This is a genomic window from Ochrobactrum sp. AP1BH01-1 (assembly GCF_018066705.1).
Classification (GTDB): Bacteria; Pseudomonadota; Alphaproteobacteria; order Rhizobiales; family Rhizobiaceae; genus Brucella.
This window is the reverse complement of record NZ_JAGPOU010000004.1, coordinates 518,207-531,033: the sequence shown is the minus strand read 5'-3', so window position 1 is coordinate 531,033 and position 12,827 is coordinate 518,207. Positions and strand designations below refer to the sequence as shown.

The window sequence follows — 12,827 nt, the reverse complement described above, 5'->3', positions numbered from 1 at the left end:
ATGCCAGCTAAGCTACAGTTCTGGCTCGGAAATGCTCTAATGGAGAGCATGGATATGAAACGCTTCCGCATCATTGCCCCCCTTGCAGTCATGTCGCTGGCGTTGGCCGCGTGTGAAACGACTGGTCCAGTCGGCGGCAATGTCCCGGTCGTCTCCCGCGCCCCGGCCGGTATTGAAGGCAGCTGGGTCGATCCTAACGGCATCGTTTCGTCCTTCAATGGCGGCATTTTTGAAACGCGCGCGACCGACACCAACGAAAAGCTCGCCGAAGGCAACTATCGTTACCAGTCGCCACAGCTTGTTGAAATCGACATGCGTTCCATCGTACGCGGCACATCGTCGAAGGTGAACTGCGCGCTCGTCTCCCCGACGCAGCTCAACTGCACGTCGTCGTCGGGCTCGCGCTTCTCCCTGACACGTCGCGCAGCTGGTTAAGCAGCGGATATTTCGCGTAAATCTCGAATATTGACGGCTCGGGGAACACCCGCGCCGATAGAATTTTGCCAGCGGCAATTGTCAGGATTGTAATTTGTCTTTTTTTCTCTAGTTTTCCGGCTGAACAGGAGTCGGAAGATGAGTGAGATGGACAAAGTGCAGGAGAAGACCAACCAGACAACCAGACCGGAGGCGCAGGGAATGCTGCCGAAAGTCGGTGTTCTGCTGGTCAATCTCGGCACACCGGATGGCACGAGTTATGGCCCGATGCGCCGCTATCTGGCCGAGTTTCTCTCGGATCGCCGCGTCATCGAATGGCCCCGGCTGATCTGGTATCCGATCCTTTACGGCATCGTTCTAAACACCCGCCCGAAACGGTCTGGCAGGCTTTACGACCGCATCTGGAACCGCGAGAAAAACGAATCTCCGCTGCGAACCTACACTCGCGCGCAAGGCGAAAAGCTTGCCAAGGCGCTTGCCGAATATCCCAATGTGGTCGTGGACTGGGCGATGCGTTATGGCCAGCCCTCCATCGAAAGCGTCACCGAACGCCTGCTGCAGCAAGGTTGCGAGCGGATCGTCATGTTCCCGCTCTATCCGCAATATTCGGCGACGACCACCGCGACGGTAAACGACAAGTTCTTCGAAGCGCTCATGAAGAAGCGTTTTCAGCCGGCGGTGCGCATCGTGCCATCCTATGAAGCGGAGCCTGTCTATATCGAGGCGCTAGCGCGTTCCATCGAGAAGCATCTGGAAACGCTTTCCTTCAAGCCGGAAGTGATCCTGGCTTCCTATCACGGCATTCCGAAAAGCTATTCGGACAAGGGCGACCCTTACCGCCAGCAATGTCTTGAAACATCACGCTTGCTACAGGCACGGCTGGGGCTGGATGACAGCCAGTTTCGTTCCACGTTCCAGTCGCGTTTCGGGCCTGAAGAGTGGCTTCAGCCCTATACGGATGAAACGGTGGAGGAACTGGCCAGGCACGGGGTCAAGTCCATGGCCGTCCTCAATCCGGGTTTCGTTGCAGACTGCCTGGAAACGGTGGATGAAATCGGCAACGAAGCCGCCGAAGCGTTTCTTGAAAATGGCGGCGAGAATTTCAGCCACATTCCTTGTCTCAATGACGGCGAAGACGGCATGAACGTCATTGAGACGATGGTGCGCCGCGAATTGCAGGGATGGGTTTAGATTGAAGGGAGTATGGCAATAGGGCAGTAAGGCAGAATGTTCCGATCTGTGCTAGATTCCGCCTACTGCTTTATTGCCCTACTGCCTATTGCCTTAAGGAAAAACAATGACCGGTTTCGATATCACGCTGCTCATTCTGGCCGCACTGGTTCTGGCGACACTATTTGCCGGCATAAAGACCGTGCCGCAGGGGTTTAATTATACTGTCGAGCGGTTCGGCCGCTATACGCGTACCCTCAATCCCGGCCTCAATCTGATCGTGCCGTTTTTCGATCGCATCGGCGCTCGCCTCAACATGATGGAGCAGGTGCTAGACGTTCCGACGCAGGAAGTCATCACCCGCGACAATGCCATTGTCGGTGTTGACGGCGTGGCTTTCTATCAGGTGCTGAATGCGGCGGAGGCGGCCTATCAGGTCGCGAACCTGCAATATGCCATCCTCAATCTGACCATGACGAACATTCGTACCGTCATGGGGTCGATGGACCTCGATGAATTGCTGTCGAACCGCGATGCGATCAATGACCGTCTGCTGCGGGTCGTCGATGAGGCTGCCCATCCATGGGGCATCAAGATGACGCGCGTGGAAATCAAGGATATCAACCCACCGGAGGACATCGTCGCTTCAATGGCGCGCCAGATGAAGGCCGAGCGCGACAAGCGCGCGCAGGTTCTGGAAGCGGAAGGCGACCGCAACGCGCAGATTCTGCGTGCTGAAGGCCAGAAGCAGTCGCAGATTCTGGAAGCCGAAGGCAAGCTGGAAGCGGCCAAGCGCGAGGCGGAAGCACGCGAACGTCTGGCCGAAGCCGAAGCAAAGGCCACGACCATGGTTTCCGAAGCGGTCGCCAACGGCAATGTGCAGGCGCTAAACTACTTCGTCGCGCAAAAATATACGGAAGCCTTGAGCAATATAGCCAGCGCCAAGAACCAGAAGGTCGTACTGATGCCGCTTGAGGCAAGCTCTCTCATCGGCTCGCTTGGCGGCATTGGCGCTATTGCAAGGGAAGTCTTTGGCGACAGCCGCGGGCCTGCCGATCCGGCGCCACAACCGCCGGCCCCTTCCCGCCCACGCAGCGTTCCGCCCGCAGGGCGCTAGGGCTACGATCCTGAAAAACGTGAACGTTTTCAGGATGCGGGTCAAAAAAGAGAGGGCGTCATGATTATCGAATTTCTATCCGGTCTCGGCATCTGGAACTGGCTCGTTTTCGGGCTGGTCCTGCTCATTCTGGAAATATCGGCGCCCGGCTTCTTCTTCATCTGGTTCGGGCTGGCGGCCCTTGTGACGGGTGCGCTCGCGTTTCTCCTGTCTTCAACGACCGGGTTTAGCTGGCAGTTTCAGACCATCGTGTTCCTTGTTCTGGCAGTCATTTTCGTATTGACGGGGCGTCGTTTGTTCGGTTCGCGCAGCACAGATGCCGACGAGGTTTTTCTCAATCGTCGCGGCGAGCAGATGATCGGCCAGCGCGCCACACTGACAGAGCCCATTATCAACGGGCGCGGACGCATCCGCATCAACGATACGATGTGGCGGGTGAAAGGGCCCGATCTGCCCGCCGGAACGGAAGTCCGTGTGATCGCCTTCGACCCGCTTTCGCTGGAGATTGAAGTCACTGAATAGGGTGGCGACAGTGTGTATCTGCTGGCCGAAATACCCTACGACTTAACAGTCCGGTCATGAATCTCCGCGAAATAGCCATGGAGATTATTATGCGCCTGCCTTTCCAGCTGAAGACGCTCCCGTTCGAGTTGGGCTTCACGCGGGGTCATGTCGAAACGCGCCCGGAAGCCACGCAATAGCTGATTAGCGCTCGAAAACCCCAAATTATACGCGATCTGGCTGACCGAGCGGGATTGCTTCGATGCTTTGGTCAATTCCCTGAATGCTTCATCGAGGCGCCGGTCGCGAATGATTTTCGCCACACCGCCATCCTCCGCAAATGCACGATAAAGATGAGAACGCGAAACCCTGAGCTTGTGCTGGATGAGTTCAGGAGACAGGTCCGATGCACCGATATTCTGATCGATGAAGGCCAGAACTCTCTGGCGAAGCGCTATACTCATGGAAGGGTAATCTTCCACAGATTCGAACACGTCCCCTTTCAGGGCTCCGGCCAACAGCGCGATCAGCGCTTCCTCCGACGCGAGAACCTCCACCGGGGAAAGGGAGCGTTCAAGAGACAATATTCCCTTGAGATAGGTTGCGATCAGTCGGGTCATCGGCTTGTCCCCCCGCAGGACAACCCCATGGAGGCTGCGCGGTCCGACTGCCCTTTCAAGATCGCGCCAGGAGACCGCAAGCGAAAGTCTGGAGCCCGCACCGACCTCGCTCTTGAAGGCTTTCGCCAGGTCAAGAAAACAGATATCGCCAACATCGGCTTGCACGTCGCTACCGCTGAAATCGCCCCTCATCTTTCCCGATGTAAAGAGCTGAATAAGATAATAATCCAGATCGCTGTGCACGATAGTGCGGTGATCGCGGGTATATCTCTGACTGTTGAACGACGCTGATCCGATGACCATCGAACCCAGCGGACGAGAACTTATCGTTCCCTCCAGAGGTTCCTTGCTGTCTGGTGAAAAGGGGGCGGTCTGGAATACTGGCCGAGTCGCCTCCCGCCAGAAATCACTGCGCGCGTCTACCTCTACCATAGCGGTCGAGATAAAAATCTCGTTATTCTTCGCCCCTGCCATCATGCAACCCGCCGTCAAGACACCGATAACAGACCGTAACGTCAGCCAATGCTCATTCCCGGCCAGGGATGTGGCCCTCGTTCGCTTGCATGACCGCCAAAATCAAAAATAGCGGGCATTTATTGTGCAAGACCGGGCATGTTAAAGCACGTTCATGGGATAAAATGAAGAATAAAATGGGACGGTAGGCCGTGCTATCTTCGTATAGCAGATAATATCGCCTGTTTTGGTATGGGATTGAACAACGGAATAAATGCCCCAGCGAAGCGCATCCGCTCGATCCGGATCGGGTTGAAACCGGCTATAATGACGGTTCCGCACGGCTTTTCGCGCACCGGCCGTCTCGGAGGATGGCCTGGACGAAAAAGGGCGCGGCAGCAGAACAGCAAACGGCTTCAATCGCCAATCAGGCCGCACCTATCCGCAACAGATCGTGGAAATGCACGAGCCCTATCGGGCGTCCGGCCTCGATGACGATCAGCGCACCGATGTGATTTTCGTTTATGGTGTTGAGCGCCGCCGTCGCGAGCATGTTCTGGTCCACTGTCTTCGGCTTGCGGGTCATGATTTCATCAACCGTCAAAACCGCGAGATTACGGCTCAGATTGCGCGAAATATCGCCATCGGTGACTATGCCGGCCAGATCGCCGTTATCATCGACAACCACCACGCAGCCAAAGCTTTTCTGTGCCAGTACCTTCATCGCATCTGGCATGGACGTGCCCGTCTTTACCAGTGGCAGGCGGTCGCCACGATGCATGATATCGCGGATATGAATGAGACTTGCGCCCAGCGAACCGCCGGGATGAAAAGTCTTGAAGTCGCTCGGAGTAAAGCCGCGCGCTTCCAGAAGCGCGATTGCCAGCGCATCGCCTATGGCGAGCTGCATCAAGGTCGAGGTCGTGGGCGCCAGGCCATGCGGGCAGGCCTCGGCGGTTTTGGGCAGGAGCAACACCACATCCGCCGCACGCCCCAGTGCCGAATCCTCCCGCGAGGTAATCGCGATCAGCGGAATACGGAAACGCTGCGAATAATTGACGATCCCCTTCAGTTCCGCCGTTTCGCCTGACCACGAGATCGCCAGAATGACGTCATCGCGCCCGATCATGCCAAGATCGCCGTGATTGGCTTCAGCAGAGTGAACGAAGAATGCCGAAGTGCCGGTCGAGGCAAAAGTGGCAGCGAGCTTGGAGCCGATATGGCCGCTCTTGCCGACACCGGTGACGACCAGACGTCCGCGCGAGACCACGATACGCTTCACGGCTTCCACGAACGGACCGGAAAGACCGTCATTCAGCGCTTCTTCCAGCGCGGTAAGGCCCGCATTTTCGGTTTTTATGGTGCGCAACGCTGAAGCGATGGCGGCTTCCGCATTTGCCGGAGGGATGATCTGGTCGAGCTTTTCCATGGCGGCAAGGGTTAACTTCTTCGCAGGCGCTTGTCCAAACATTTGTGCAATGGTTCATCCCCCGCGGCTTCAACAGCAACCAAGAATTAACCATGTGCCTTTACCGTTCATCCACCACGTTGCGACGGTTTGAAAACACGACATGCATTTTGCCAAGGCCATTTCCGGCGGTTCGACGCCCCTTGCCCGCAGGCTGCGAAGCCTGTTCCTGTCGGGCGTGGCGATGGCGATCTGTCATGGTTCTGCATTTGCACAGGAAGCCTATCTGCGCGGAAGCGTTGCCGAGGACGTGCTTTCCGCTTCCTCGCCGGAAACGCTGGCAAATCGCGGGCTCGCCGCGCCCGGATATGATAACCCCGCCGGCGAAACAACCGACGACAGTTATACCCCGCCTGAAAGCGCGTCAGCCGCAGATCCAGCCACTGCGACGCAAACCGCTCCGGCAGCTCCGTTGCCGCAGGACCGTCCGCCCCTGCAGCCCGATAATATTCGTGTCGGCTCGGTCGATACCGAGACAAGCGGCGATGCGGGCCGGGCAGAGCGGGAAAATCGGCGCCAGACGCCCGAGCAAGGGCGCAGCGTCGCACAGGAAGCCGATCCGTTCGCGCCGGTGGGCATTCGCACCGGTTCGTTTATCCTGAGACCCTCCCTCGAACAGGGTATTCGGGCCACGACCAATGGCGACAACAGCGCAACCGGTTCCAGCGCCGTTCTCAACGAAACCACGTTGCGGCTCAATGCACAATCGGACTGGGCACGCCATCAGGCAACGCTCGACGCATCGGGTACCTGGGCAAAGTCTATTTCGGGAGAAGATGTTTCCGAACCGCGGGTCGACATTCAGGGCAAGCTGCGGCTCGATCTTGGCGACCAGACTACGGTCAATACCGGTGCTGGCTATCAGCTACGCCGCGAAAGCGCGTCGAGCCCCAACGGAGTGGTCGGCGCCCTGCAACGCCCGCTGGTTCATACCCTGAACGGAAACCTCGGCATCGAACGCGACATGGGCCTGATCTTCGGCAGTGCCACCGCGCGAGTCGAACACAATATCTATGGCGATGCTGAACTGTCATCAGGCGGGACGGTCAGCCAGAAGGACCGCGATAACACCTATGCCAGCATTACGTTGCGCGGCGGCTTCAGCCTGTCACCGGCGATCAAACCCTTTACCGAAGTCGAACTGGGCAAGCGCATCTTCGACGAGAAAGTGGACAGCAACGGCTATGAGCGCAGCGGGTCCCAATTTGCACTGCGCGGCGGCATGATGCTGGACATGGGCGAAAAGCTCAACGGCGAATTCGCCGCCGGCTACATGCGGGCCAACAGCGATGATTCCCGGTTAGGCGACATCAGTGGCCCATCAATCAATGCTGCACTCAACTGGTCGCCGCTGCGCGGAACCGATGTGCGCCTTTACGCACAGACAATGGTCGATACCTCGACAACGCCGGGCGTTCCCGGATCGCTCCTGCATTTCGCAAGCCTTGACGTGACCCGTCGCATACGTTCCGACCTCAGCCTCAACGGCAGGCTCGACGCGAATATCCGGCAGAACAAGGATGGGACCGGAACCGACTACACCATCGGTGCGCAGATCGGTGCAACCTACTGGATCAATCGTTTTGTCGGGCTGGACGCGCGTCTTCGTCACGAATTCCTGACGAGCAGGATTTCCGACCGTGAATATAGAGCCGACAGCGTCTATCTTGGCGTGAAAGTTCAGCGCTAGAAAAGAGAGTGGAGAGAACGGCACCCCTTCCGGGATGCCGTGTCTTGTTGAGTTCAAGCGAGCCAGAACAGCAAACACGCAAAGCCAAATCCCAGAAGCCCGATAAGGGTTTCCAGAACTGTCCATGTTTTCAGCGTCGTCTTGACATCCATATTGAAGAAACGTCCGACGAGCCAGAAACCGGAATCGTTGACGTGGGACAGCATGACAGACCCCGCAGCAAGGGCGATCACCACCGCCGCAGTCTCGAGCCCATGATATCCGGCTGCCTGAACGGCAGGCTGGACAAGCCCGGCAGCAGTTATCAGCGCCACCGTTGCCGACCCCTGCGCTACACGCAAAATCGTTGCAAGCAGGAAGCCTGCCACGATGACGGGCAGTCCTGTATTCGCGAACGCAGTCGACAAGGCATCGCCAATGCCGGAAGCGCGCAACACGCCGCCAAACATGCCGCCCGCGCCCGTAATCAGGATGATGGAGCAGACCGGGCCCAACGCCGAATCGAGAATGCGTTCGACACTGGCGGCGTCTCTGCCGCGCCGCGGCCCCAGCACATAGGAGGCCACCAGCACCGAAACCAAGAGAGCAACCGGTGTCGATCCGATCATTCGTGCCAGCTGATACCAGTCGGCATCGGCGCTGACCCAGCCTTGCGCCCGGGCGAAGTCGAGCCCGGTATTGATGAAAATGAGTACCAACGGCAGCAGAAGAAGCAAAATGACCAGGCTGGAACTTGGAGGGTTCACGGCTTCATCCATTTTCTTCCCTGCATCGAAACTGTCAGGGACAGGAAGAATGATCCGCTTGCCGATCCACGCACCGAAAAGATGCCCGGCGATAAACCAGACGGGGATGACGGCCACGATCCCGACCAGAACAAGAAGCCCTACATCCGCGCCCAGCAGTTCCGATGCTGCCACCGGCCCCGGATGCGGAGGAACGAAAACATGCATCACCGAAAAGGCTGCGGCCACCGGAATGCCATAAAGAAGCAGGCTGCCCTTGAGACGCCGCGCGACGGTGAAGACCACAGGCAGCATCACGACCAGACCCGCATCGAAAAAAATGGGAAAGCCGAAGATGAGCGATGCAATGCCCAACGCCAAAGGCGCACGTTCTTCGCCGAACCGCCTGATGAGATCATCGGCGAGCGCCTGTGCGCCCCCCGATATTTCAAGCAACCGGCCCAGCATTGCACCAAGGCCGACCAGAAGAGCCACCCCGCCAAGGGTCGATCCGAAGGCAGATGTGATGGTCGACAGAATATTGCCCGCCGGAATGCCGGTCGCGAGCGCCGTTAACAGGCTGACGATCACAAGCGCCACGAAGGCATGAACACGAAACCGGATGATAAGCAAAAGCAATAATAGGACGGCGCCAACCGCTATGGAGATGAGCGGGCCTGCACCCATCGTTTGCTGGAATTCCTGCATGCTTTATTCCTTATTTGGAGGAACCCGTTCGATCCTTTGCGCCCCAAAGGTGTTTCACACTTTTTCGGGCTACATATTAGGCAAAATACCTATCATCCTCGCCGGGAAAAGCAAATTTCACGAAATTGTGCATCAGTCACAAAAAACGCCCCCTTTTCAGGGGGCGTGACCAGAGACCCAAACGGGTTTATCAAGCGGGTTTGATTGTGTTCAGCAAATTGCCGATAGAGCCTTCGACCGAAGGGCGAATATCGTTTCTCCACAGGGCAAAAGCAACGTTGGCTTCGATAAAGCCGGCCTTGGAGCCACAGTCGAACGTCAAGCCCTGATAGTTGAAGCCGAAGAACTTCTGGGCATCGGCGAGCTTCAGCATCGCATCGGTCAGCTGGATTTCATTGCCAGCACCTTTTTCCTGCTTGCTCAGAAGCTCGAAGATTTCCGGCTGCAGGATATAGCGGCCATTGATGTAAAGATTGGAAGGCGCGGTTCCCTTGGCGGGCTTTTCGACCATCTGTGTGATCTCGAAACCGCTGCCGATGGTTTCGCCCTTGCCGACGATACCGTATTTATGCGCCTCTTCCGGGTCGCATTCTTGCACGGCAATGACATTGCCGCCGGTCTTTTCGTAAAGCTCGACCATTTCCTTCAGGCAGCCCTTCTTGGACTGCATGACCATATCCGGCAACAGGAGAGCAAAGGGCTCGTCACCGACGAGCTCGCGCGCGCACCAGACCGCATGGCCCAGGCCGAGCGGCACCTGCTGCCGGGTGAAGCTGGTCGTTCCCGGCTGTGGCTGGATATCCTGAAGATGCTCCAGTTCCGCCGTTTTGCCGCGCTCGGCGAGCGTGGAATAGAGCTCCACCTGCGCATCGAAATAGTCTTCGATAACTGCTTTGTTGCGTCCCGTGACGAAAATCAGATGTTCGATACCAGCTTCGCGCGCCTCATCGACTACATATTGGATGACGGGCTTGTCCACGACCGTCAGCATTTCTTTCGGGATCGATTTGGTGGCGGGCAGGAAACGGGTGCCAAGACCTGCGACAGGGAACACGGCCTTGCGAATTTTTCGGATCGAACTCATTCCTCTCCTCGATTTCATTATGTCAGGTTTGCTATCAAAGCATTGAAACGACTGAATTTCAAATAAGGCGTATTCATTAAAGAACGACGAAATTGCGAGACCGGTCCCATCACATTCAATGACCGGACCTTAATGTTGCTTGATTCAAAAATTTCGGAAACTTGCGGCAAATTTTTATCCAGATTGGCGATGGTAAACCAATTGCTAACCCACAGGTTCTAATTTGAACGTTCAACGGTTCGGTCTGGAATTTTCTACTGGCTCAAATTCAACATAGGATGGTATTAATTGATGAATGCAATCCGCAACGAGCAGAAACCAGATCGAAGGGAAACACGCCGGTATCGGCTAAATTTGATTGCAGAGGGAAACACAGAATGCTGCGATTTCCATTCACGGTGAGCCCATCAATGAGGCTGAAAGCTGCAACGGTAGCGATAGCTGCGCTCGCCTCTGCGCTGACAACCGGTTCTGCGCTGGCTGACGCACAATTTCGCCAGTGGGTCGCCAGCTTCCGTCCTGTCGCCATAAAGGCGGGTGTTTCGCCTTCCACTTTCGACCGCGCATTTCGCGGTGTGGATGCGCCGGACCCGGTGGTGCTGCAGAAGGCACGCTATCAGCCTGAATTTACCGAGCCTGTCTGGAACTATATCGATAATCGCGTGAACGAGCATTCCGTCTCGGTAGGCCAGAGCATGGCACGCAAATGGGGACCCTGGCTCCAGCGCATCGAGCAGCGCTTCTCGGTCGACCGCAATATCCTGCTCGCCATCTGGTCGATGGAAAGCAATTACGGTGAAATCCTCAAGCGCGACGACGTCATGCGTGATGCCGTTCGCTCGCTGGCCACGCTTGCCTATGCCGACCAGCGCCGCGCCAAATATGGCCGCACACAGCTCATCGCCGCAATGAAGATCCTCCAGACCGGCGATATCGACCGCGGCCATCTTTCCGGTTCCTGGGCCGGTGCACTCGGCCACACGCAATTCATCCCGACCAGCTATCAGGCCTATGCCGTCGACGTGGACGGCAATGGCAAGCGTGACATCTGGAACTCGGTCCCCGATGCGCTTGGCACTGCGGCCAATTTGCTGCATCGCAATGGCTGGCAGCCGGGCCGCACCTGGGGCTACGAAGTCGCGCTGCCACAAGGACGTAAGTTCCCTACCGGCTCGCTCTCCGTCGCCGAGTGGCAGAAGATCGGGGTTGTCCGGGCCAATGGGCGCGCCTTCCCTGATCCTAACGAGAAAGCAACACTGAAAGTGCCGGATGGCCGTCAGGGGCCTGCCTTCCTGATGACGAAGAACTTCTTCGTGTTGAAGCGTTACAACAACGCCGACAAATATGCGCTCGCTGTCGGCCTCCTGGCCGATCGTATTGGCGGCTATCAGGGCCTGCGGCAGGACTGGAACCGTCCGTTCACCCCCATCTCCATGGACGAACGGCTGGAGTTGCAGACCCACCTGAAGGCGCTCGGCTATTATGACGGCAATATCGATGGCAAGATCGGCTCCACTTCGCGCGCGGCCATCGAAGCCTTCCAGCAGCGGAACGGACTTCAGCCGGACGGTCATCCGAGCAAGGAAGTTCTGTCGGTCCTGCGGCGCCGCTAAGCTATCGAATAAATCAAATGGGGCGCACTTTGCTCAAGTGCGCCCCATTTTGTTTTTCAACGCCGCCAAGCTAATATACTGGCATGAAGGCGAGACAGATGCACGAAAATCGGACGGTGCGGATGATGAGAGCTGTGGGCTTGGTGCTCGCTGTGGCAGCGCTGCTGTTTTCAGGCATTGCAACGGCCTCTGCACAGGAGCGCCCGCGCACGCTCTTCGATCTTTTGTTCGGTTCCCGGCAAGCACAGCCACAGCGGCAATATCAGCAACCTGCTCCACAACGTGCGCGGCCTAAACCGAAACGGCCCAAGCCTGCCTCCCCGACGTCACGTCCAGCATCACCACCAGCGGCGAGCCCCGCTGTCGAACTCGTCGAGAAAAAACCCGATGCCAAGAAGATTCTCGTCGTCGGCGACTTCATCGGCAATGGCCTCGCCGAAGGGCTCGACGTTGCCTTCGCTTCGGACCCCGACCTCAAGGTCGTGTCGCGCATCAACGGCTCTTCCGGCTTTGTGCGCAATGACCATTTTGACTGGCCCAACAATATCGGCAAGATACTGGACGAGGAGAAGCCGGCTGCCGTCGTCGTCATGATCGGCTCCAACGACAGGCAGGCGATCACCGAAAAGGGCATGAGCCTGCCGCCCCGGTCACCAGAATGGAATGAAGAATATCAAAAGCGCGTCGCAGCTTTTCTCAAGGTGATCAACGACAAACACTTTCCACTGGTCTGGATCGGACAGCCGCCTTTTCGTCCGAAAGGCATGTCGCAGGATATGCTGGCGCTCAATGAAATCCATCGCACGGCCACCGAGAAGGCGGGGGGCAAATTTGCCGATGTCTGGGATGGCTTCGTCGATGAAGAGGGCAACTTCACCCAGACCGGCTTCGATATTAACGGCCAGACCGCGCGTCTGCGCGGCAATGATGGCATCAATATAACTTCGGCAGGCAAGCGCAAGCTTGCCTTCTATGCGGAAAAGCCGCTTCGCGCCTATCTTGGCGGCGCGAAGGAAGAAGATCGCCCCTTGCCCGCAACAGGCACCCATGATCCGTCAAAACCGGTTGATCGCGTGGCGCCGGTCAGCATTCGCGACATCGACAAGGGTGAAAGTGGAGTCCTGCTTGGCGGCAACCTCGCAGCGCGTCCGCAACCCACGCGCCCCCCACGAACTGACAGCAAGCCGTCACCTGGGCGGGCCGATGATTTTTCGTGGCCGCAGAAAAGTGTAAATCCCTAATT

General features: G+C 57.3%; 11 protein-coding genes. 7 read left to right on the top strand and 4 right to left on the bottom strand.

Going from position 1 to position 12,827, the window contains the following annotated elements; all coding sequences use genetic code 11:
• The first annotated feature begins 54 nt into the window (after positions 1-54).
• The 4 genes from omp10 to J9800_RS17345 all read left to right on the top strand — a co-directional run bounded on the left by omp10 (position 55) and on the right by J9800_RS17345 (position 3,244).
• Positions 55-435: an outer membrane lipoprotein Omp10 gene (gene omp10, locus J9800_RS17360; protein ID WP_006473350.1), complete on the top strand. Its 381-nt coding sequence runs from the start codon at positions 55-57 to the stop codon at positions 433-435.
• 138 nt (positions 436-573) lie between these two features.
• On the top strand, positions 574-1,626 hold the full coding sequence (hemH, locus tag J9800_RS17355; protein ID WP_114216454.1) for a ferrochelatase: 1,053 nt from the start codon (positions 574-576) through the stop codon (positions 1,624-1,626).
• Positions 1,627-1,732: 106 nt separating this feature from the next.
• Positions 1,733-2,722: an SPFH domain-containing protein gene (locus J9800_RS17350; protein WP_210845895.1), complete on the top strand. Its 990-nt coding sequence runs from the start codon at positions 1,733-1,735 to the stop codon at positions 2,720-2,722.
• 60 nt (positions 2,723-2,782) lie between these two features.
• A complete protein-coding gene (locus tag J9800_RS17345; protein ID WP_114216456.1) occupies positions 2,783-3,244 on the top strand; it encodes an NfeD family protein in 462 nt (153 codons plus the stop codon).
• Positions 3,245-3,279: 35 nt separating this feature from the next.
• Here J9800_RS17345 and J9800_RS17340 read toward each other — a convergent pair whose 3' ends face one another.
• The gene (locus J9800_RS17340; RefSeq protein ID WP_286167609.1) at positions 3,280-4,320 is read right to left on the bottom strand and encodes a helix-turn-helix domain-containing protein; all 1,041 of its coding nucleotides are present in this window, start codon (positions 4,318-4,320) and stop codon (positions 3,280-3,282) included.
• Positions 4,321-4,723: 403 nt separating this feature from the next.
• Positions 4,724-5,725: a KpsF/GutQ family sugar-phosphate isomerase gene (locus J9800_RS17335; protein ID WP_112591896.1), complete on the bottom strand. Its 1,002-nt coding sequence runs from the start codon at positions 5,723-5,725 to the stop codon at positions 4,724-4,726.
• Between the two features lie 142 nt (positions 5,726-5,867).
• On the opposite strand from J9800_RS17335, the gene J9800_RS17330 reads away from it, so the two are divergent.
• Positions 5,868-7,454, top strand: coding sequence for an outer membrane beta-barrel protein (locus tag J9800_RS17330; RefSeq protein WP_114216458.1), 1,587 nt, complete (start codon positions 5,868-5,870; stop codon positions 7,452-7,454).
• 53 nt (positions 7,455-7,507) lie between these two features.
• On the opposite strand, the gene J9800_RS17325 is transcribed toward J9800_RS17330, so the two are convergent.
• Both J9800_RS17325 and galU read right to left on the bottom strand, forming a co-directional pair.
• Positions 7,508-8,887: a GntP family permease gene (locus tag J9800_RS17325; RefSeq protein ID WP_114216459.1), complete on the bottom strand. Its 1,380-nt coding sequence runs from the start codon at positions 8,885-8,887 to the stop codon at positions 7,508-7,510.
• 190 nt (positions 8,888-9,077) lie between these two features.
• Entirely contained in the window at positions 9,078-9,971 is an 894-nt protein-coding gene (gene galU, locus J9800_RS17320) for a UTP--glucose-1-phosphate uridylyltransferase GalU (protein ID WP_112591891.1), read from the bottom strand.
• 377 nt (positions 9,972-10,348) lie between these two features.
• Here galU and J9800_RS17315 point away from each other — a divergent pair, with 377 nt between their 5' ends.
• A complete protein-coding gene (locus tag J9800_RS17315) occupies positions 10,349-11,584 on the top strand; it encodes a lytic murein transglycosylase (RefSeq protein ID WP_112591890.1) in 1,236 nt (411 codons plus the stop codon).
• Between the two features lie 98 nt (positions 11,585-11,682).
• A complete protein-coding gene (locus tag J9800_RS17310; protein ID WP_205315960.1) occupies positions 11,683-12,825 on the top strand; it encodes a DUF459 domain-containing protein in 1,143 nt (380 codons plus the stop codon).
• Positions 12,826-12,827: the final 2 nt, after the last annotated feature.